Annotated in this window: 18 protein-coding genes, 1 tRNA gene and 2 pseudogenes; 6 read left to right on the forward strand and 15 right to left on the reverse strand. The window is 63.3% G+C overall.

Annotation, left to right across the window (positions count from 1 at the left end; genetic code table 11):
* Nucleotides 1–78: 78 nt before the first annotated feature.
* The 3 genes and pseudogenes from L1Z78_RS09825 to L1Z78_RS09835 all read right to left on the reverse strand — a co-directional run.
* Nucleotides 79–255 (reverse strand): annotated as a pseudogene (locus L1Z78_RS09825) (H-NS family nucleoid-associated regulatory protein); the annotation flags it as partial.
* A 153-nt stretch (nucleotides 256–408) separates the two neighbouring features.
* The gene (locus tag L1Z78_RS09830) at nucleotides 409–627 is read right to left on the reverse strand and encodes a hypothetical protein (protein WP_234641314.1); all 219 of its coding nucleotides are present in this window, start codon (nucleotides 625–627) and stop codon (nucleotides 409–411) included.
* Nucleotides 628–692: 65 nt separating this feature from the next.
* Nucleotides 693–971, reverse strand: a complete 279-nt coding sequence (locus L1Z78_RS09835; protein ID WP_234641315.1) for an H-NS histone family protein — start codon at nucleotides 969–971, stop codon at nucleotides 693–695.
* A gap of 502 nt (nucleotides 972–1473) precedes the next feature.
* On the opposite strand from L1Z78_RS09835, the gene L1Z78_RS09840 reads away from it, so the two are divergent.
* Nucleotides 1474–5289 carry an ExeM/NucH family extracellular endonuclease gene (locus L1Z78_RS09840; protein WP_234641316.1) on the forward strand — a complete coding sequence of 1272 codons (3816 nt, stop codon included), beginning with the start codon at nucleotides 1474–1476 and terminating at the stop codon, nucleotides 5287–5289.
* A gap of 948 nt (nucleotides 5290–6237) precedes the next feature.
* Nucleotides 6238–6561 (forward strand): tetratricopeptide repeat protein, encoded by a 324-nt coding sequence (locus L1Z78_RS09845; protein WP_234641317.1) that lies wholly within the window; start codon nucleotides 6238–6240, stop codon nucleotides 6559–6561.
* On the opposite strand, the gene L1Z78_RS09850 is transcribed toward L1Z78_RS09845, so the two are convergent.
* Nucleotides 6550–7017, reverse strand: coding sequence for a ribonuclease HI family protein (locus L1Z78_RS09850; protein WP_234641318.1), 468 nt, complete (start codon nucleotides 7015–7017; stop codon nucleotides 6550–6552). The genes L1Z78_RS09845 and L1Z78_RS09850 overlap by 12 nt on opposite strands.
* An 87-nt stretch (nucleotides 7018–7104) precedes the next feature.
* On the opposite strand from L1Z78_RS09850, the gene L1Z78_RS09855 reads away from it, so the two are divergent.
* A complete protein-coding gene (locus tag L1Z78_RS09855; protein WP_234641319.1) occupies nucleotides 7105–7740 on the forward strand; it encodes a glutathione S-transferase family protein in 636 nt (211 codons plus the stop codon).
* Between the two features lie 48 nt (nucleotides 7741–7788).
* Here L1Z78_RS09855 and L1Z78_RS09860 read toward each other — a convergent pair.
* Nucleotides 7789–8458: pseudogene (locus tag L1Z78_RS09860) on the reverse strand (IS5 family transposase); the annotation flags it as partial.
* Nucleotides 8459–8473: 15 nt separating this feature from the next.
* Between L1Z78_RS09860 and L1Z78_RS09865 the strand changes: the two are divergent.
* Nucleotides 8474–9028, forward strand: coding sequence for a hypothetical protein (locus L1Z78_RS09865; RefSeq protein ID WP_234641320.1), 555 nt, complete (start codon nucleotides 8474–8476; stop codon nucleotides 9026–9028).
* 107 nt (nucleotides 9029–9135) lie between these two features.
* Nucleotides 9136–9768, forward strand: a complete 633-nt coding sequence (gene catB, locus L1Z78_RS09870) for a type B chloramphenicol O-acetyltransferase (protein ID WP_234641321.1) — start codon at nucleotides 9136–9138, stop codon at nucleotides 9766–9768.
* Nucleotides 9769–10026: 258 nt separating this feature from the next.
* Here catB and L1Z78_RS09875 read toward each other — a convergent pair whose 3' ends face one another.
* The 5 genes from L1Z78_RS09875 to infA all read right to left on the reverse strand — a co-directional run bounded on the left by L1Z78_RS09875 (nucleotide 10027) and on the right by infA (nucleotide 13896).
* Nucleotides 10027–11556: a PQQ-like beta-propeller repeat protein gene (locus L1Z78_RS09875; RefSeq protein ID WP_234641322.1), complete on the reverse strand. Its 1530-nt coding sequence runs from the start codon at nucleotides 11554–11556 to the stop codon at nucleotides 10027–10029.
* Nucleotides 11557–11744: 188 nt separating this feature from the next.
* Complete coding sequence (locus tag L1Z78_RS09880; RefSeq protein ID WP_234641323.1) at nucleotides 11745–12779, reverse strand: GNAT family N-acetyltransferase; 1035 nt, start codon at nucleotides 12777–12779, stop codon at nucleotides 11745–11747.
* Nucleotides 12780–12881: 102 nt separating this feature from the next.
* The gene (locus L1Z78_RS09885; protein WP_234641324.1) at nucleotides 12882–13358 is read right to left on the reverse strand and encodes a thermonuclease family protein; all 477 of its coding nucleotides are present in this window, start codon (nucleotides 13356–13358) and stop codon (nucleotides 12882–12884) included.
* Between the two features lie 153 nt (nucleotides 13359–13511).
* Nucleotides 13512–13588 (reverse strand) — tRNA-Pro (locus L1Z78_RS09890).
* 59 nt (nucleotides 13589–13647) lie between these two features.
* The gene (gene infA, locus L1Z78_RS09895; protein ID WP_234641325.1) at nucleotides 13648–13896 is read right to left on the reverse strand and encodes a translation initiation factor IF-1; all 249 of its coding nucleotides are present in this window, start codon (nucleotides 13894–13896) and stop codon (nucleotides 13648–13650) included.
* A gap of 386 nt (nucleotides 13897–14282) precedes the next feature.
* On the opposite strand from infA, the gene asd reads away from it, so the two are divergent.
* On the forward strand, nucleotides 14283–15137 hold the full coding sequence (gene asd, locus L1Z78_RS09900) for an archaetidylserine decarboxylase (RefSeq protein ID WP_234641326.1): 855 nt from the start codon (nucleotides 14283–14285) through the stop codon (nucleotides 15135–15137).
* A 34-nt stretch (nucleotides 15138–15171) separates the two neighbouring features.
* Here asd and L1Z78_RS09905 read toward each other — a convergent pair whose 3' ends face one another.
* The 5 genes from L1Z78_RS09905 to cysD all read right to left on the reverse strand — a co-directional run bounded on the left by L1Z78_RS09905 (nucleotide 15172) and on the right by cysD (nucleotide 19404).
* Nucleotides 15172–15444 carry a hypothetical protein gene (locus L1Z78_RS09905; RefSeq protein ID WP_418921687.1) on the reverse strand — a complete coding sequence of 91 codons (273 nt, stop codon included), beginning with the start codon at nucleotides 15442–15444 and terminating at the stop codon, nucleotides 15172–15174.
* Between the two features lie 96 nt (nucleotides 15445–15540).
* Nucleotides 15541–16593, reverse strand: a complete 1053-nt coding sequence (locus L1Z78_RS09910; RefSeq protein ID WP_234641327.1) for an NAD(P)/FAD-dependent oxidoreductase — start codon at nucleotides 16591–16593, stop codon at nucleotides 15541–15543.
* A 25-nt stretch (nucleotides 16594–16618) separates the two neighbouring features.
* Nucleotides 16619–16948 carry a ferredoxin FdxA gene (gene fdxA / locus L1Z78_RS09915; protein WP_234641328.1) on the reverse strand — a complete coding sequence of 110 codons (330 nt, stop codon included), beginning with the start codon at nucleotides 16946–16948 and terminating at the stop codon, nucleotides 16619–16621.
* 165 nt (nucleotides 16949–17113) lie between these two features.
* Entirely contained in the window at nucleotides 17114–18472 is a 1359-nt protein-coding gene (locus L1Z78_RS09920; protein WP_234641329.1) for a sulfate adenylyltransferase subunit 1, read from the reverse strand.
* Entirely contained in the window at nucleotides 18472–19404 is a 933-nt protein-coding gene (gene cysD, locus L1Z78_RS09925) for a sulfate adenylyltransferase subunit CysD (protein ID WP_234641330.1), read from the reverse strand. The genes L1Z78_RS09920 and cysD overlap by 1 nt, the downstream gene beginning before the upstream one ends.
* Nucleotides 19405–19427: the final 23 nt, after the last annotated feature.

Below are 19427 nucleotides of genomic sequence, written 5' to 3' on the forward strand. Positions count from 1 at the left end.
TTGATTCCAGGCCCTCGAGCGCTGTGCTGCAAGGAAAGGCCCCTGGCGAGCGCACACCCAGGGGGCTTGAGGTGCCGCCTAGACTTGGCGCGCACTTCCTTGCTTGGTGTATCGGCAACCCGTCGCCAAACTTTTGGCTGCTTCGATCAGGAACTGTTCCCGGTCCTTGCCCTTGATCCAGTTCGGCGACGTGCCCCGGCCGGTCCATGTCGCGCCGGTGGCAGGGGCGCGGTACTTCGGGGCGCCCACCTTGCTCTTGGCCTTGCCCTGGGGCAGATCACGGCAAGGGGAACAGATTCATTGGCTGTACCATGCCAACGTTTCGTGCGGGGTTGAAATTGGATTGACGGATTTTCGGGGGACTATTTGCCTTGATCTGGGGCTTGAATGCCAGTGCTCTGGCGGCCCTCAATCCTCCGGCATGGGGGACAGAGGTTGCTGCGACAGTTCCTGGATCAAGGTGAGGCGGAAATGCGCCAATGCCTTGGCACCCTGTTGTATGTGGTGCAGATCCGCCACGCCACCTATGCCGGAGACCAATAGCTCGGGCCTGGTGGACAGAATGACTTCGATGAAGTGGTCGGCCAGTTCGGCGGCCAGTTCGGTCCCAGCGACCTGTCTGCTCATGCGTGTCTCCCCACGGTGGTGAAGAGTACATGTTAGGACATCTGATGCGGTCCGTGCCTGCGTGCTCAGAGGGCAAAGGCCGCGCGATCCTTGCCTTCGATCCACTTTGGCGGTTTGCCGCGCCCGGTCCAGGTGGCGCCGGTTTCCGGATTGCGGAATCGGGGCTCTCCCACGCTGTGCTTGCCCTTGATGGATGGGAAAACGTCGCTCTGTGTCAGCCCATAGTGCCGGATCAGGGTTTGCGCCTGGGCTATGGCATCGCCCTTTGCCTCCTTGAGCAGTGCATTGATCTTCTCTTCGAGTGCCGCTTTTTGCTGCAGAAGGGCTTTGTATTCAGAAGTCATGTTGAGAAAAGGAATTCAGTAAAAGATGGGCATGTATAGCACAGTCGGTGGTTCGTTGTAAGAAAATGGTAAGAAAAAGTAAGTCGAAGAGCACCAAATGCCTGACTTGGCCGCAAGCCAGCGGCAGTTCGGTTGGTGATTCGAGGGCGGAGAAAAAAGGCCAGCGCGGGGCTGGCCTTGGGAGAAAGAGCCGGTGCTTGTGCAGCTGCCTGGGGGAATGAGAGGGAGGGAGGAGGAGACGCCCCGGGCCCGGCAATGAACCGTGACGGAAATTGAGGGTCATCGTGCCTGCTCCTGTCCTGCTGGTGCATGGGCGGGTGGCGAGTCCGCATGTAGGACGAGGGAGCGTGTCGAGAGAATTCCGTGGAAGACACGCTGGTTTGCCGAGGCACATGCGCGATGAATTGTGGGGGGGCTGGTCACAGGCTGGTCATGCCGGTACGCCATAAATCGGAGGTTGCGCAACCATGGGAGGGGGCGCATTGTTTTGAACCGCGCACCTATGTCCATCGTTGCCAACCTGTTCTCTTTCACATTCCAATCCACCAATCCGCCGGACCCGTCCGTGGGTCGCCACCGCTGGAAGCTGCATGGTGCAGGCTTGTTGCTGTCTGCCTGCACCGGAGCCTGGGGGCAGGTTTCCTTCACGGGGAACTATGCGCAGGATTTCGATGGCCTGGCGGCCACCGGAACATCCGCAGTCTGGGCGAACAATGCGACATTGCCGGGTTGGTTTCTCTACAACGCAAGCCAGGCTGCCATCACAACCTATGTCGTGGGCAGTGGTGCATCCAATACGGGCAGCTTCTACAGCCTGGGCTTGAATGCCGATCGTGCTCTGGGTGGCGTGGCATCGGGTGGAGCCTATTTTGGAGGCCCGGCACAGGGGGCGGTCGCGGGCTGGATTGCACTGGCGGTGCGCAATGACACGGGCGGCCTGGTGGATGGCATCAGCTTGCGGTTCAATGGCGAGCAATGGCGCAATGGCGGCAACACCAGCCAGCAGACCATGGCGCTGGAGTACGGCTTCGGGCCCACGTTTGCCGAGGTGCCCGAGTGGATTCAACCGAAGGGGACTTTCGACTGGAAATCTCCCGTTGCCACGGCGGCGGCAGGCTCCGTGGATGGCAATGTGGCCGGGCGGGTGAGCGGCGTGGGTGGTGATCTGCGCGGCCTGGCCTGGGCGCCGGAAGGCATCCTGTGGCTGCGCTGGGCGGAGGTCAACGATGTGGGGAACGATCACGGCCTGGCCATTGACGATCTCTCGCTGGCCCTGGCATTGCCGGATACCACGGACCCGGTGCTGCTGGCTTCGGCGCCGGCCGAGGCGGCGACAGGCGTGCCGCTCAATCCGGACATCCAGTTGAGTTTCGACGAGCCGGTGAGGGCCGGCAGCGGCAGCTTCGAATTGCGCCAGGGGGCAGATGTGGTGGCGACCCTGCTGGCTGCCAATGCCGGGCAGGTTCAGTTCAGTGGATCGCGCATCACGCTCAAGGCGGGCGTGCGGCTGGCTGCCGATAAGGCCTATAGCCTGGTGCCTGTGGGTGTGCCTGTGGTTGATGCATCGGGCAACCCCTGGGCCGGGGCGGCGCTGAACTTCACCACGGGTGGAGAGCCTGTGGCCACAAGAATCTCGGCTGTCCAGGGCTCTGGCGCCAGATCGCCCATGGAGGGCGCAAAGGTGACGGTGGACGCCGTGGTGACGGCCTATATGCCCGGGCTGAGTGGTTTTTTTCTGCAGGAGGAGTCTGCCGACTCCGATGGCGACGATGCCACATCGGAAGGTCTCTTCGTCTACTATGGCAATGCCAACCCCGGGGTGGATGACGGTACCGTGGGGCAGCGGGTGCAGGTTTCCGGCACGGTGAGCGAGTTTCGCGACCAGACCCAGCTTGGCTATCTCACGGACTTCGTACTCCGTGGTCCATCCGAGATGCCGGTCCCTGTGCGTATCTCGTTGCCGGTTGGCGACATGGCGCAATGGGAGCGCCTGGAAGGCATGCGTGTGGAGGTGGTGTCCTCCACGGGCGGTAATCTGGTGGTGACCGATAACCGCACGCTGGGGCGCTACGGCAATGTCACCCTGTCCGCCGATGCGCCGCTGGCGCAGTACACCGAGGTGAATCCGCCCAGCCGCTCCGGATATGCGGCCTATGTGCAAAAGCTGCAACGCAGCCAGATCATCCTCGACGACCGCTCCAGTGCCCAGAATCCCGCCACGGTGCCGGGGAGGGGCGGGCTTGCGCTGTCGGCCGCCAATACGCTGCGTGCGGGTGATGGAGTGGACCGCATCATCGGTGTGCTCGACCAGCTCTACGACGCAGCCTCCGATCAGCCCTACCTGACCAATTACCGTGTCCAGCCCACGCAGGCCGTCCGTTTCACGGGGCCGCAGCGCCCTACGGCGGCCGAGCTGCATCAGGCCGTTGGCGCCTCCACGGTCAAGATCGCCTCGTCCAATGTCCTGAACTTTTTCAACCTGACGGGAGCCACCAGCGGCTCATCCCAGGTGATGTTCACCACACCGCTGGGCAATCAGCAAGGTATTCGCGGGGCCAACAGCGCGCTAGAGCTGGAGCGCCAGCGTGCCAAGGTTGTCTCGAATCTGGCCGGTCTGGGGGCAGACGTATATGGCCTGATGGAGGTGCAGAACAATGGCTTCGGTCCAGGCAGCGCCATCCAGGACCTGGCTGATGCATTGAATGCCAGTGCGGACAAGCCGGCAGGTGCCGTGTATGCGGTGGTCAAGGCGCCTTTCAGTGAAGCCTCCGCGACTGTGGCTGGCGCGGGCACCGATGCCATCACCGTCGCCATTCTCTATCGCAGCGACCGTGTCGCCCCGGTGGGAACTGCGGCTGTGCCCAATGTCGCCACCTATGACGCCTTCAATGGCAGCATCGGTGGAGCGCGCGTGCCGATCGCGCAGACCTTCGCGATCGCCGGCCGCCCCGAGCAGTTCACCCTGGTGGTGAACCATTTCAAGTCCAAGGGCAGTGTGCTGGGTGGCACGGGCAACGCCGATGCGGCCGATGGCCAGGGGGCCAACAACGCGGCGCGTGTGAAGACTGCTCAGCAACTGAGCGCGTGGCTGGCGACCCGGCCGACAGGGACGAGCAGCCCGCATGTGGTACTGGTGGGGGACTTCAACGCCTATGCCAAGGAAGATCCGATCACGACTCTGGAAGGCGGCGGTTACGTCAAGGTGTCCCAAGGCCATTCCTACGCCTTCGATGGCATGTGGGGTTCGCTGGACCATGTGTTCGTGAGCCGCAGCCTGGAGCCGAGCGCCGGCCCGGCGGTGAAGTGGGCGATCAATGCCCAGGAGCCGGAAGTTCTGGACTACAACACCGAGTACAAGTCTCCCGAGCAGCAGGCGGGCTTCTATGCGCCCACGGCCTACCGATCCAGTGATCACAATCCCATTTTGCTGGGATTGAACTTTGGCGGCCAGGCGCCGTCCCTGGGCGGGCTGCCTGTCAGCGCGCAGACCGTGACCGTCGGTCAGGCAGCCGATCTGGCTGATGTGCTGGTTGCCGACGCCGACAGCCCTGTGGTGACTCTGTCCGTTGCCGCCAGCGGCGGCCGGGTGCTTGGCCTGGAGGATGCCGATGCTTCCTTGCCCGGGATACAGCTGCGCGGCAGCCCTTCCCAGGTCTCGGCGCAGTTCCGTGGCGCCCTCTACCTGGCGACCGAGGCCGGTCCGGTCAGCCTGACACTGAGCGTCAGCGATGGCGTCCATGCACCTGTCTCCGCCAGTTATCCGTTGACCGCGGTCGCGGCGGCGGCCGTTGATCCTGCCAATCGTTTCAGCGTCACCGGGGCTGGCCAGGCAGCCGTGGCGGGTGAAATCGTGGGCGGTGGCGCCAGTTGCCGATTGGCCCAGCCTCCACAGGTTGTAGCGGCACCGACAGCCCCGCGCCCTGGAGTCGCGGTGCCGCACGGGCTGCTGAAGCTGAGCACCGATGGCTGTGATGCGGGAGCCCTCGTGACCGTCAGATTGACCTATCCCGTGGATCTGCCCGGCGGCGCGGAATACTGGAAATGGGGGCGCACCAGCGACAACGTCACGCCGCACTGGTATCGCATTCCTGCCAGCCTGCAAGGCCGCGTCGTCTCCTTCGTGCTGCGGGATGGAGGCCTGGGTGATGACGACCTGACGGCCAATGGCCGCGTGGAAGATCCCTCTGCCCTGGTCGTTCCTGCGGCTGCGGTCGCAGCGACGGCCGCGCCGATTCCTTCGCTCGGCGCATGGGCCACGGCGCTGCTGTCCCTGCTGGTGGCATTCTGTACTGCCTGCCAGCGCCGCCGCGGCTACTGAAGCAAAAAAGCATAGGCCCGGCCCTGCATAGGATGCAGACCGGGTCTTTTCCATGGGCGGTTGCTTGCCCTGCGGTTGATCAGGGCGATGGCGCCCGAGGAGCTCAGGAATCGATCATGCTTGAAAAAGCGCCTGGCTAACCGGCATACCGCTGGCTGGCAAAAACGACTGCAGGCTGAATCGGCCTGGCGAGTCGCCCCACGATGAAACTGAACTGTTGCAAGCATCTGCAATGCTGCAGCACAGGTCGAATGATATTCGAAAATAAGAATCATTCTCAAATATGCCTACACTTTCTCCGGAATTGAGAAAAAGCTTGCACCGGGTGTTTTTTCAGGCCAAGCCGGTGTCCGGCGAACCTCTCTCCAGGAAAAAACGCCCCGGCCGCGCAAGCGACCGGGGCATTGAATGGAGCGTTCCTGCGATCAATCCAGGAAGGGACACATGCTAGGGATTTGAAATGGGGGCGCCGGCGTCAGCTCCCCTGGTCCTTCCTGGTTGTCAAGTGTAAATTGAAACAAGGTGCTCAAGGGCCTCAAGGAATGTGAAGTTGCGTGTTCGCGCGCCTGCAAGGCGTTCCCGATCTGCTTTTCCGGGTGGGGCAGGGGCTGGATGCACGTGACCGTGCCATGTGTCAGGCGCCACTTTCTGGAACGGTGTCCGGGAAAGGAAAAGCCCGCTGGAAAGCGGGCTTTGCAATTGGACGATGGCTCTTACGCGGCCATCGTTTTACGGCAGAACGTCTCTGCAGCTGTCACCGTTGTTTTTTTCGTCGTAGTGCACGACGCGCCGGCGTGAGATACAGCATTGCCTGCGCAGACAACGGGCGAGATTATACCTCGGATGCTGCGTTGCAGCAACGTTCGGATCCAGGGGCTGTTCGTGTGGGCTGCCGGCGTGAATTGCTGGTACAAGGAGGTCCGACCCGATGTGGATGGATGGCGAGAGATGAATGAAATGACCCAAAGGCTGGAGGCCTTGCTGGCATCAGGCAAGGATTCGGCCATGCTGCGCTGTACGCTCGGCAAGACGTATCTGGAGGCGGATTCACCCGAAGTGGCGCGGGCTCATCTGGCGAAGGCCACTGCGCTGGATCCTGGTTATTCCGTGGCCTGGAAGCTGCTCGGCAAGGCCTGCCTGCAAATGGGTGACCAGGCGGCGGCGCGCGAGGCCTGGACGGCCGGACTGGATTGCGCCCAGGGCAAGGGCGATGCCCAGGTCGTCAAGGAGCTGGGTGTGTTCCTGCGGCGCCTGGAGCGCTCAGACGGCTGAGCCGTCCTGCGCGCGTCCGAAGGCGGCTCTGGCCAGCAGATCCGCTTCGGTGTTGCGGTGCCTGGGCACCCATCGCAACTGGACCTGCTCGAACCCTTGCAGCATGGTTCTGGCCTCTTCGAACAGTGCGGCCAGCCTGAGGATGGGGCGGGGCGTGCGGCGTACGGAGGCCAGTTGTTCGACCAGGATGCTGCTGTCCGTGGAGATCGACACCCTTGCCGCATGCAGTCCGCGCAATCTGCGCAGCACTGCGATCAGGGCCCTGAGTTCGGCCTCGTTGTTGCATCCCTGGGCGTGCAAGGCCTGCGACAGCACATGGCGACTGCCGTCGGGTGCCAGGATGACTGCGCCGATGGCCATGGCACCGGGATTGGGCAGGGAGCTGCCGTCGATGGAGGCCGTCCACAGTCCGGTATCGGCGAAGGAGGGCAGTGTGTCGTTCGGGACTGGCGGCATATGCGTTATGGTCGATGCTGTCGGCAGGAGTGGCCGCAGGCATGCGCCAGTACTTTGCCAGGGGCAGCTAGCAACGGCAATGAAGCAATGATCACGATTCTGGGAAAGTCATCTTCCATCAATGTGCGCAAGGTCTTGTGGCTGTGCGCGGAGCTCGACCTTGCCCATGCGCATGAGCAATGGGGCTCAGGGCACCGAAGTACCCAGGAGGCGCAATTCCTGGCGCTCAATCCCAACGCGATGGTGCCCGTGTTGCTCGATGACGGCTTCGTCCTGTGGGAGTCCAACAGCATCTGCCGCTATCTCGCTACCCGGCAGCGGCGTGTGGACCTGTTGCCTGCCGAGCCCCGTGCCAGGGCGCTGGTGGAGCAGTGGATGGACTGGCAGGCGACCGAGCTCAACAACGCATGGCGCTATGCCTTCATGGGTCTGGTGCGCAACAGCGCGGAACACCAGGATGCGGTGCTGCTGGTTCGCGGTATCGAGGGCTGGAATCGCCACATGGCCATCCTGGAGCGGCAGTTGCTTGCAACGCAGGCCTACGCCGCAGGTGCGCAATTCACGCTGGCGGACATCGTGCTGGGGCTATCCGTGCAGCGATGGATGGCCGCGCCGCTGGAGCGCTTCGGTGGCCGGCCCGAATTGCCTGCCGTGCGGGCCTACCACGCACGGCTGTGCCAGCGCGCAGGTTTTCTGCGGCACGGGGCCAATGGCATGCCCTGATCGGGCGTGGGCAACGGGCCTTGGGCAGACAAAAGCCCTTAGAGCGTGTTATGAACTTCTCGTCGAGGCCAATATCTGAGCCGCAGCTGGCAGCATGGGAACGGCAAAGACCAGAAAGTGCAAGCCACTCAACACCTGAGGCAGCCGCTCATAGTCTCGCGACAGACGGCGGAATCTCGCCAACCAGCCAAGCTGCGCTCCACCACCCACCTCTTGGGCAGCAGCACGAAGCCCTCCTTCGCTTCGGGCAGCTTCACTATCTGTAGATCAATCCCGTTGTCCTGGGCTGCCTGGCGCGCATCTGCCCAGGCCAGATCCACCGAGTGGCCTGTGGCTTGCTGCACTTGCTCGCACAGCGTTCGTACTTGGGCCCGCTCTTGTTCGTCGGCTGGCGTGACATGCACGGCAAGCAGATGGCCCAAGGTATCCACGGCCATCTGGACCTTGCTTCCACTCTCGCAACTGGACTGCAATGTGTGCGCCCATCCGTCACTATGGCACTGGGCTGGCCTTGGCGCCCCTGCGCAACACGGATGATGGAGCGCAGGTCAGATGCCATGGCCTCGAAGCAACCCGCATCCAGCCAGTGCCGGCTTTGTTGGTAGACCGCCTCCCACGGCGGCAAGTCATTGGGCAGCAGCCGCCAAAGCGCACCTGCTCGAACCAGCCAGCGCAGAGCATTGAAGACCTCGCGCAAATCGTGCTCGCGCTGTGGTGCGAGTGAGATTGCCATATGGTGGTACTGGTGGAGGGGTGGGCGGTGATCCCCGCGCTCTACACCCATGCGGCCGCCGCCGCCCTTGCGGCGTTCCTGGCCTGGAGCTACCAGGGCGCGCGGCTGGGCGCCGAACTGGCCGATGTCCGGCTGGAGGCCGCCACGGAACGGCTGGCCGCCAGCACCGCCCAGCGCGCGGCCGACGCCCGCGTGCGCTTGGCCGAGCAGGCCATCAACACCAAGTACCAAGGAGCCCTCAATGCCGCCCGTGACCGCGAGGCGCTGCTGCGCCGTGATCGTGACCATCTACTCGCTGTCTCTGACGGCCGCGCGAGCAATCCGCAGATGCTGCCCTCCGACTTGCCAGCGCTTCCCCCGCCGCCGTCCTTGAGTACGCCACTGCCGTCAACGCCGTCAACGCCGTCAACGCCGTCAACGCCGTCAACGCCGTCAACGCCGTCAACGCCGTCAACGCCGTATACGACGACTGCTGCGCAGCGTATGGGGACATGGCAGCAAAGGCTGAAGGGCACGCAGCTGATGTCCAGACCCTCGGCGCAGCCTGGCCCGTGATCCCGATCCGGTAGCGCCATGATTCGGGGCGTGTTTCTGTTACGTTTCAGGTAGCAGGCTGGAAGCAGCCACTTGATCGTGCGCAGCAGTGATGCAGAATGGCGTTCATGAAAAACTTCTTTGAAAGTCCATTTAAGGGAAAACTGTTGAGCGAGCAGATTACTAACCCCAACATCGAAGTCGGGAGATTCAGTTACTACTCAGGCTATTACCATGGACACAGCTTTGATGACTGTGCGCGCTATCTCCTGGCAGACCGTTCCGATGTTGACCGGCTAATCATTGGCAGCTTTTGTTCAATAGGGTCTGGCGCATCCTTCATCATGGCCGGAAATCAAGGGCACAGATCAGACTGGGTGTCTTCCTACCCGTTTTTCTACATGCAGCAAGAGTCAGCTTTTGCCGCTGCTAGCGATGCATTCATGCCGGCTGGAAATACGGTCATCGGAAATGATGTCTGGATTGGATCCGAAGCGATGATCATGCCCGGTATCTCAGTCGGGGATGGGGCTGTCATTGGCAGCAGAGCAGTGATCACCAGGGATGTCGAGCCCTATGCTATTGTTGGGGGAAACCCTGCAAAGGTAATTCGAATGCGATTTCCAGTGGAGCAAGTGCAGATGTTGCTCGAGATGCGCTGGTGGGACTGGCCTATGCCAGCGATTGAAGCTGCTATGCCCTTGCTGTGCTCAGGAGACATTCAAAAGCTTTATCGCTATTGGACTTCACTGCGTGAGTAACTATGTTGTGGGAGAAATATTTATGAAGCTGGTCCTGCAATAATTAGCGCTTTTTAATGCGCTCCTGGGTATGCGTAAGGCGTTTGTTGTCAACGCCGTATACGACGACTGCCGCGCAGCGTATGGCGACATCGCAGCAAAAGCTGCAGGGCACGCAGCTGAGGTCCAGACCCTGACTGCCGCTTGACCGAGGTTTCCTTGAGGCAGGCCGTGGCGCTTCAATTTGGCCGCTCCGGCGTTGCCTACGTTCTTGCTTGCCTATGCCGGCACAGCGTTCCAGCGGACGACGCGAGCGGCCAAGTCGATCTCTACGGCATGTCGGCTGCCATCGTGCAGCAGCAGGTCCAGCTGTCCATCCTGTCCGTCCACGAAGGCGATACCGTGGACCATGGGAGCATCAGTCAGGTCGTTGCAGTCCAATGTAATCCAGTCGTCGGCCTTCAGGTCCAGCAGGCGCAGGGTGGGGAAGTCGGGGTCTTCGCCATATTCGAGACAGGCCACCATGCCCCAGGGGTGGCACCAGGCCGCCGCTACGACCGAGCGGTCGTTGCCATGATCTTGATACAGGCGCTTTTCTGCGGCATCGAGCAGCGCGGGCAGGTCATCCAGCAGGTGCGCATAAGGTGAGTCTGGGGCAATGGTGCTGGCAGTGGTGACCTTGCTCCTTGTCGGCACTGGCTGCTTGGTTCCGCGCTTGGGCCCCGCCGGCGCCAGATGCTCAATCTTGCCGCCCGCAATGCCAACGAAGATGCCGTGCTCGCCCACGCTCAGATGTTTGAAATTGAGGCTGCTGCACGCCATTTCCCAGCGCAGTTCACCGCTGGCGGGGTCCACGGCTGCAAGGTATGTGCGTTCCCGCCCCTCTTCCTGGCGGTCCTGGATTCCGTAGAGTGCTCCGTCGTGGTGCTGAGGGGCGCGGACATACCCGGGCGACAGGCGTGGCCCGAAGCGGTTGTTGCGAATGTCATAGCCGTACATGCCATGGTTCGGAATACAGAAATAGACGGTACCGTCGTGAAGGCCCACCCGCTGGGTCAGAACTTGCTGCCTGCCATCCTCAGGGAGAACCGGTGGCGTGATCACCTGCACCTGCCCGCTGGCAGGGTGGATACGCAGCCAGGGCGCATCGATGCTGACGCTGTCGCGGCTGCCAGGGCCAACCACAGCCCAGCCGTCCGCCGCGCTGGGCGAGTACAGATCGCGCGGGCTGTCCACCCACAGCACATGTTCGGTGCGGCCGTCCTCCTCATACCAACGCCGCAGTTCCAGGCGCACGGCCGGGCGCTCTCCTTTCAACGCAGGCACTGGATGTTCGATCCAGCCATAGACAGCATCCTCCAGCACAAAGGCGTGCCCCAGGCCCAGTGTCAGCGTGCGACCCTTCCAAGTGCGTCGGTCCAGCAGCAGGTAGCGGCCTTCACCATTGCCTTCATTCGCCTCAATGAGCCAGCGGTGCGGGTCCAGCGCCACTGGAACGGGCCAATGCTTGGATTCCATGCCCGGAACGGTGCAAAAATCGAACAGGCACTCCCCTGTGCGGGCATTGAGAATCTGGTCGCATAGCATCAGATGGCCGCCGTCCACGGTCCAGCCCCATCCTTCGGTATCGCGCATGCGATGCTCCCAGAGCACTTCACCGGAGATGAGGTCGACGGCGCGAAGGAAAGACATGCTGCTCTCCCCCTTGCGACAGTACTCGTAGTAGAGACGACCATCCGCGACGCTCATTGCCGTGTCGACGATGAAGATATTCTTGCCGCCGATGATCTTCGGCTTACCGTACTGCATGAAAGCCTCTCAGGCTCTAGAGGTGAATGGGCGCTGTATGGCAGCAAAGCTCTATCGGGGCCGGTTGACGCTATGCGCCGCCATAGGCCCGGCTCTCGGAGGGTGCTGGCCGCGCTGATGGCGTGCGCACAGGTGCTGGCAGCCTAAAGTACGACCAACAGTCAACAGACCTGAATCCACGTTTGTGATCAGTCGTCGAATTGCCACTCTAGTATCGGCAATTGCCGAGGCTCACCACATACGGGGCGCGATACAGCGCGCACATACTTTGCTCCTAGTCGCTCATAGAAGGGGCGAGCTGAAGGATCCGATTCCACCAGCAGAGTGCTCGCTCCAAGCCCGCGTGCTACAGCCAGGGCATGCTCCACAAGGCGCCGTCCGTGACCGCGCCCCATGGCCAAGGGATCTACCCAGCAATGTTCAATTTGCCAGCCGCTCTCGTCGTGCTCCAGCCCATAGAAGCCCAGTGGTGCCCCATCTGGCGAGACCAGCACGGCGTAATGTCCGTTCAGTTGCGTCGGGGTGATCGTAAGTGCGGATTCCCAAGCCACTAACCAAGCCTCTTGGTAACCCCAGTGTGCTTTGCTATTCCTAGCCAAAGCACTCAGCGCCACGGCATCCGCATTACGGCAAGGACGCAGGGTGGGAGTGTCATCCGCCAACAGTGCCAAAGCCCTCGGGTCAGTTGAAAGCAGGCTGTACTGGTGCAGGCTAAGGAAGCGCCCATCCTTGTACTCCACATCGCGCAGGGTTCCCTCCAGCACGAAACCAGACCGATCCAGCAAGCGAACGCTGGCGTGGTTCTCGGGCTCAACATCCGCATGGATCCGATGAACGCCGAGGACCCTCAGGGCGAATCGGAGGATGACGGGAAGGCAGGCCTGCATCAGCCCCTTCCCCCAGTGTTCTGGCATCAGCCAGTAGCCCATATCCACCCGGCGATCAGTGTGGGACCAGTCATTGAAGCCACAGGCCCCGATCAGTTCATCCCTTCCTGGCAATGCGATGCCCCACCATATGCCTTGGCGATTTTCCAGCAATGCGTCGTACCAGCACATCTGCTCGCGCGTTGCCTCGATGCTGTCGTAACGCACGCCGTAGTGGGCTACCACCCGGGGGTGGGAAAGCCCCGCGAAAATCGCATCAACATCACGAAGGCGGATCCGGCGCAGCGTGCAGCGAGGCAGAAAGAACTCTGGAAACTCGACACGAAGGTCAATCATGCTCTGCTTCCCGGACTGAGTTCAGCAGAAGAATGGTTGCTGCAAGGGGGCTGGAGCATCCAGGAGAGACTGCGACTGATCATGTTCGGCATTGTGCCGTGCTCAGTCCTCGGGGCATTGCTCCATGGCCATTTCCGGCGCCGCCTCGGCGTCTGCCCACAACCCCACGCGCTTGGCCTTGGCTTCCTGCTCGGCGAATTCGTACTGCCCACGCTCCTGGGGAGATTGCTCGCGGGCGTATGCCCTGTACCACCAGGCCATGCCCTGCGTGAGCATCGCCATACCGGCATCGATCGTCCGCGGCCCGTCTGGCGTTGAAGCTGGCGCGACCCAGACCGAGCACACATGGCGCTTGTGCCTGTCGATCTTGTTGCAGCGCAGCTCAGCGGTCTTGCCGAAAGTGATATCGCTCAGGGCCTGCTTTGCCCGAGCGCCGAAAGGCTGCCGGCTCTCCGGCGCGTCGATACCGCCCAGGCGGACTTTGACCTGCTGGTACTCGCCCGGCTGGCCGCAGCGGGCGGTGATGGTGTCGCCATCGGAGACGCCGACAACGAGGCAAAGGAGGGTAGCTGCGAGCATGCCTCAGTTTAGCGAGCCAAGAACGCAAAAAAGCCCCTTCGGCAGCCATCACGGCACCGAGGGGGCTTTGTCTTTTTGCGGCTTCTGGTTAGAAGACCATGAATTTGGTTAGAAGAAAGGGGCTAGCCCTTTCGAGCTAACCCCTTGATTCTATGGTCGGAGCGGCGGGATTCGAACTCGCGACCCTCTGCTCCCAAAGCAGATGCGCTACCAGGCTGCGCTACGCTCCGACTAGAACGCTATTGTAGCGTCAAAAATATGGGTATTTCCTCAATCGGTCGATATTTGATCAGCGCGAGCCGGGCGCCGGGCCGCGGTTGGCCAAGTGGCGGAAGGTGATGCGGCCCTTGGTCAGGTCGTAGGGCGACATCTCCAGCGACACCTTGTCGCCGGCCAGGATACGGATGTGGTGCTTGCGCATCTTGCCGCCGGTGTAGGCGATCAGCTGGTGTCCGTTGTCCAGCGTCACACGGAAGCGCGAGTCAGGCAGGACTTCCGTGACGGAGCCTTGCATTTCAATCAGTTCTTCTTTGGCCATGTGTTCAATCTCTCAGGTCTAGGTCAGTTGCGGCGCTCATTCGTCGGAACCACGAAAGCCTTGCCTGGCCACTGGACATGGTGCGTGGGCCGAGGCGTGAAAGGGCGGGGTGGGTGCACTGCGCAAGAGGCGCAGACCGAACAGAAGGCCGGATCACAACGGTGCGGCAAGGACAAAGTCCGGCAACACCTTAACCTGAGGATTGTACCGCGTCGGCTCCAATTGCGTGAAGTTCAAGGCCTGAACACCGCAGTCAACAGCGCCGCCGACCCGATGATTGCGTCCTTGATGCGCATTTTCGGCTACCCGGAGCGTGGCCGGGGATGCCGTGCCGTCGTGTTGGCTAGAATCCGCCCACAGCTTCTATTACTTTTATAGCAAACCCCGTGTCTGATCGATTTGCCGTTCTCTCCCAGTACCTCCTGCCCAAGCAGGCGCTGACTGCCGTCATGGGGCGCCTGGCCCAGGCGCGGGCGGGCGGCCTGACCACGGCGGTGATCCGGCGCTTCATCGCGCGCTATGGTGTGGACATGTCCGAGGCAGCGCAGCCCGATCCCGCCGCCTATGCCAGCTTCAACGAGTTCTTCACGCGGGCACTCAAGCCCGATGCGCGGCCGCTGGCCTCGGCCGAATGGGTCTGTCCCGTGGATGGGGCCATCAGCCAGATCGGTGCCATCCAGGGCGAGCAGATCTTCCAGGCCAAGGGGCACAGCTACAGCGCCACGGCACTGGTCGGAGGCGATGCGCAGTTGGCGCGGCAATTCGACAACGGGCATTTCGCCACCATCTATCTCAGCCCGCGCGACTACCACCGTATCCATATGCCGTGCGCGGGCCGGCTGCGGCGCATGATCCATGTGCCGGGTGAACTGTTCTCGGTCAATCCTGCGACCGCGCGTGGCGTTCCGGGCCTGTTTGCGCGCAACGAGCGCGTGGTCTGCGTCTTCGATACGGACCATGGGCCGATGGTGCTGGTGCTCGTCGGAGCGACGATTGTCGGCAGCATGGGGACCGTGTGGCACGGGATTGTCAATCCTCCCCGGCCCGGCCGCATCCAGGACTGGCGCTATGACGATCAATCCATCGTGATCGGGCAGGGCGAGGAAATGGGGCGCTTCCAGCTGGGCTCCACCGTCGTCATGCTGTTTCCCGCATCGGCCGGGCTGCGTTTCAACGAGCAATGGGCGCATGCGGCGCCCGTGCGCCTGGGCCAGATGATGGCCCGGAGCGGCATGGCCTGAATTCCGAGGGCACCGGGCCTTGGCCCGGCTCCGGTCAGAGGATCCAGTTCAGTGCTTCGGCGCGTCGCTGCGTCGTGAACAGGGTGGGCGCCAGGCTGAGGCGCTCTGGCTTGACGGGATCTTCGTGGCCGACCAGGTAGACCATGAGTTCACGGCGGCGCAGGATGACGTGGCTGACCTTTTCGGCCTTGCCGTTCTGCGTGACCTGTGTGCCAGGCCGGAACAGCGGCATCTGGAAGGTGAAGCTGCGCGGATCGGCCTGCGGCGCGACGGCGGTGCTCGGAGGGGCTTCTAAGGTGGCAACCATAGGCTTGATGTGCAGGAGTGGACGCTACCCGCTCTATCGGCAGGGCCCTGCCAAACTGTAGGAATCTTTGGCGTCGTGCGGCCCCGCTGGCGCAACTCAGGTATCTGGATGCGAAACGCCCAGGATCGCATGCAGTCTGGCGCTGGTCGTCGTGTATTGCAGCAGCGGCTTTTCGCCTTGCAGGTATTCGGCGGCGGCAAAGGCAGCCATGGTGGCTTCGTGGAAGCCGCACAGGATCAGCTTGCGTTTGCCCGGGTAGGTCACGATGTCGCCCACGGCATAGATGCCGGGCGCATCGGTGGCCAGGGTGGCCGGATCCACCTGAAGCTGCTTGCGCTCCATGGCCAGGCCCCATTCGGCGACCGGGCCCAGGCGTGGCGAGATGCCCAGGCAGACCACCAGTTGCTGCGCGGCCAGTTCGTGTTCCAGGCCCTCGCCATCCATCCATTGCACGGCACGCAGCCGGCCCGCATCGGATTGCAGTTGCGTGATCTGGCCGATCACCACGTGGATGGCCCCGCTGTCGCGCAGTGCTCTGAGGCGCTCCAGCAGCAGGGGCGAGGCCTGGAAGGCATCCCGGCGGTGCAGCAGGCAGGTGGTCTGGGCCAAGTCCGCCGCCGCCAGGGCCGCAGCCACGGCCTCTTCGTCGCCGCCGTGCACGATGACGGTCTTGCCGCGTGCCATTTCGAGGCTGGCCGGGTGATAGTGGAGCTGGCCAGGGAGCAGCGACTCCACGCCCGGCACCTTCAGTGCCTTGGGCACGAATGCGCCCACACCCGCCGCGATGAAGACGCTGCGCGCATGCAGCCGCAGGCCTTCGGTGGTCTCGGCCTGCCAGCGACCGTCATCGAGCCGCAGCAACCGGGCGACCTGCTGTGACAGGTGCAGCCGTGCCTCCATCGGTGCGATCTGCCGCTGCAGCATCCCGACCAGTTCATGGCCGGTGCAGACGGGAATGCCGGGAATGTCGTAGATGGGCTTGTCGCCGTACAGCTGCGCGCATTGCCCACCCACATGGGGCAGGGCATCGACGACATGGCAGCGTATGCCCTGCAGCCCCAGCTGGAACACCTGGAACAGGCCGGCCGGGCCTGCGCCGATGACGAGCGCGTCGGTTTCGATCGGGTGCTTGTCGGTGGCGTCGTGCATGGGACTCGGCATGGGTGATGCGGCTTCAGCGTTCGAGCAGGCCGATCTTGTCCGGCTTGCCGTTCCACTCGTCGGCGTCGGGCAGCGAGGCCTTGCGCTTGGTGATGCTCTTCCAGCCTTTTTCCAGCGACAGCTCGGCATTGAGCTTGATGAAGGCCAGCTGGTCGGCGGGAACGTCTTCCTCGGCAAAGATGGCGTTGGCCGGGCATTCGGGAATGCACACGGCGCAGTCGATGCACTCGTCAGGATCGATCACGAGGAAGTTGGGGCCTTCGCGGAAGCAGTCCACGGGGCAGACATCCACACAATCGGTGTATTTGCACTTGATGCAGTTTTCGGTGACGACGTGAGTCATGGGAGTCTTTTATTGCGGTGTGAATGTCGGTATCAACCCGGGATTCTAGAATTTTTCAGGAGTCAGTCCTGCACATGGCAAGGATTCTGACGCGGTCTGCTGCGGTTTTCCCCAAAGCCCACGAGCCGGCATGTGCCGGCTCGCGAAGCGGGATACCTCAGTTGCTCAATCCAGCAGGGCGGCTCCCGCCGTGGCGTGGCTGGCGGTGTCCACGAGGATCAGCGCACCGAGCTGGCGTGCCCGTGCGAAGGGCGCTGCGGGGATGCTTTCCTGCAGCAGCAATTCCACACTGCCGATGGCATTGGGCTCCAGCTGCGCGGACTCTTCCCGGGCCAGCGTGTGGATGTTGAGGCGGTGCACGACGCGGCGGGCCTTGGCCTTGATCCAGCGGTGGCCGTGCAGGGCCAGATAGGTGCGTCCCGGCACCAGCGGCTGCTCGTCCATCCAGGCCACGGTGGCCGTCAGTTCGCGCCGGCTGGGCCAGGCGGGCTGTACCTCGGGCGTGTCGAAGTCATCCTCCGCGGCTGCAGCGGCCGTGACAGGCGCCGCCACGATCCAGTCGCCGCGCGAGACGTCGACCTCGCGGTCCAGCGTGATGCCGGCCGACAGGCCCGCGGCGATGGGGCCGGCCACGCGGGCGTGGTCCAGCACCTGTGCAATCACGGCCTGCTGTCCGCTGGGCAGGATCTGCACGGCATCGCCGACGCGCGCGCCGCCGGCGGCCACGCGGCCCCAGAACACGCGACGTCCCTGGCTGGTATCGGCCGAGGAGGAGAATTTCTCGACCCATTGCACGGGAAAGGCCAGCGGCAGGTCCTTGTCGGCCGGCGTGTTGGGCAGCTTTTCCAGCAGCTGCAGCAGGCTGGGGCCGTCATAGCCGGCCCAGCCGGGCTCGGCATTGACCACGTTGAAGCCCTTGAGCGCCGAGACGGGCACGGTGGCGGCCGAGGCGATGCCGGCCTCGGCCGTGAAACGCTCCAGCGCGCCCCGGATGTGGGCGAAGGCCCGCTGCGGGTCCTCGACGGCATCGAGCTTGTTTACGGCGAACACCAGCGAGTGCACGCGCAGCAGGTGGGCCAGCAGGCTGTGGCGGCGCGTCTGGGGCAGCAGGGCGAGCTGCGGGTTCTTCCAGTCGAGCTTGGTGGCGTCGACCAGCACCACGGCGGCGTCGGCGCTGCTGGCGGCCGTGACCATGTTGCGCGTGTACTGCTCATGGCCGGGCGCGTCGCCGATGATGAACTTGCGGCTTTCGGTGGCAAAGTAGCGGTAGGCCACGTCGATGGTGATGCCTTGCTCGCGCTCGGCGGACAGGCCGTCGGTCAGCAGCGCCAGGTCGGTCTCGCCGCTCTTGGTGACGCCTGCCAGCTGGTCCTGGAGCACGGCACGCGTGTCCACGAGCAGGCGGCCGATCAGTGTGCTCTTGCCGTCATCGACGGAGCCGCAGGTGATGAAGCGCAGGGCCGAGGCATGGGCCGCGTCGGCGGCGGTCTGGGGTGCGGCGGTGGCGGTGGTTGCGGTGGTCATCAGAAATATCCGTCCTTCTTGCGCTTTTCCATGGAGGCTTCGCTGGTCTTGTCGTCCATGCGCGTGGCGCCGCGCTCGCTCACGTCGGCGGCCAGGGTTTCGAGCACGATGTCGGCCGCCGTGGCCGCATCGCTTTCCACGGGGCAGGTGCAGGTGATGTCGCCCACGGTGCGAAAGCGCACGTCGCGCACCACGACCTGTTCGCCATCGCGCGGCGGGGTCAGTTCGGTCACGGGCACCAGCAGGCCGCGGCGCTCCACCACCTCGCGCTTGTGGGTGTAGTAGATGCTGGGCAGGGCGATCTGCTCGCGCTCGATGTATTGCCAGACGTCCAGCTCGGTCCAGTTGCTGATGGGGAACACGCGGAAGTGCTCGCCGGGGGCCAGGCGGGTGTTGAACAGGGTCCACAGCTCGGGGCGCTGGGCCTTGGGCTGCCATTGGCCGAAGCTGTCGCGGTGGCTGAAGATGCGCTCCTTGGCGCGGGCCTTTTCCTCGTCGCGGCGTGCGCCGCCGATCAGGGCGTCGAAGCGGAATTCATCGATGGCTTCGAGCAGCGTCACCGACTGGTGGACATTGCGGCTCTCGCCCGGATGGGCCAGGCGCACGGTGCCGCGCGCCATGGAATCCTCGACGCTGCGCACGATGAGTTCGGCACCGAGTTCCTTGGCGCGCAGGTCGCGGAAGTCGGTGACCTCCGGGAAGTTGTGGCCGGTGTCGATCATCAGCAGCGGATAGGGGATGCGGCCCTTGCCGAAGGCCTTTTCGGCGCAGCGCAGCATGACCAGCGAATCCTTGCCGCCCGAAAACAGCAGGGCCGGGCGCTCGAAGGCGGCGGCCACTTCGCGCAGCACGAAGATGGTTTCCTCTTCGAGGGCGTCGAGGTGGCGGTTGCTGAGATGGCTCAGCACGGAGGTGTCCACACGGGCGTTCATTTCTTGGTTTCCAATCAGATTCT

This window comes from Delftia tsuruhatensis, from assembly GCF_903815225.1.
In the GTDB taxonomy this organism is placed as follows: domain Bacteria; phylum Pseudomonadota; class Gammaproteobacteria; order Burkholderiales; family Burkholderiaceae_C; genus Comamonas; species Comamonas tsuruhatensis_A.

Excerpts from the sequence above, each read along its gene's own strand:
- L1Z78_RS09875 (WP_234641322.1), bottom strand. The coding sequence starts at position 11,556 with ATGCAGTACGGTAAGCCGAAGATCATCGGCGGCAAGAATATCTTCATC.
- L1Z78_RS09830 (WP_234641314.1), bottom strand. The coding sequence starts at position 627 with ATGAGCAGACAGGTCGCTGGGACCGAACTGGCCGCCGAACTGGCCGAC.
- cysD (WP_234641330.1), bottom strand. The coding sequence starts at position 19,404 with ATGAACGCCCGTGTGGACACCTCCGTGCTGAGCCATCTCAGCAACCGC.
- L1Z78_RS09885 (WP_234641324.1), bottom strand. The coding sequence starts at position 13,358 with ATGCTCGCAGCTACCCTCCTTTGCCTCGTTGTCGGCGTCTCCGATGGC.
- infA (WP_234641325.1), bottom strand. The coding sequence starts at position 13,896 with ATGGCCAAAGAAGAACTGATTGAAATGCAAGGCTCCGTCACGGAAGTC.
- catB (WP_234641321.1), top strand. The coding sequence starts at position 9,136 with ATGAAAAACTTCTTTGAAAGTCCATTTAAGGGAAAACTGTTGAGCGAG.
- L1Z78_RS09865 (WP_234641320.1), top strand. The coding sequence starts at position 8,474 with ATGGTGGTACTGGTGGAGGGGTGGGCGGTGATCCCCGCGCTCTACACC.
- L1Z78_RS09910 (WP_234641327.1), bottom strand. The coding sequence starts at position 16,593 with ATGCACGACGCCACCGACAAGCACCCGATCGAAACCGACGCGCTCGTC.
- L1Z78_RS09905 (WP_418921687.1), bottom strand. The coding sequence starts at position 15,444 with ATGGTTGCCACCTTAGAAGCCCCTCCGAGCACCGCCGTCGCGCCGCAG.
- L1Z78_RS09845 (WP_234641317.1), top strand. The coding sequence starts at position 6,238 with ATGAATGAAATGACCCAAAGGCTGGAGGCCTTGCTGGCATCAGGCAAG.
- L1Z78_RS09850 (WP_234641318.1), bottom strand. The coding sequence starts at position 7,017 with ATGCCGCCAGTCCCGAACGACACACTGCCCTCCTTCGCCGATACCGGA.
- fdxA (WP_234641328.1), bottom strand. The coding sequence starts at position 16,948 with ATGACTCACGTCGTCACCGAAAACTGCATCAAGTGCAAATACACCGAT.
- L1Z78_RS09920 (WP_234641329.1), bottom strand. The coding sequence starts at position 18,472 with ATGACCACCGCAACCACCGCCACCGCCGCACCCCAGACCGCCGCCGAC.
- L1Z78_RS09880 (WP_234641323.1), bottom strand. The coding sequence starts at position 12,779 with ATGATTGACCTTCGTGTCGAGTTTCCAGAGTTCTTTCTGCCTCGCTGC.
- L1Z78_RS09835 (WP_234641315.1), bottom strand. The coding sequence starts at position 971 with ATGACTTCTGAATACAAAGCCCTTCTGCAGCAAAAAGCGGCACTCGAA.
- L1Z78_RS09840 (WP_234641316.1), top strand. The coding sequence starts at position 1,474 with ATGTCCATCGTTGCCAACCTGTTCTCTTTCACATTCCAATCCACCAAT.
- L1Z78_RS09855 (WP_234641319.1), top strand. The coding sequence starts at position 7,105 with ATGATCACGATTCTGGGAAAGTCATCTTCCATCAATGTGCGCAAGGTC.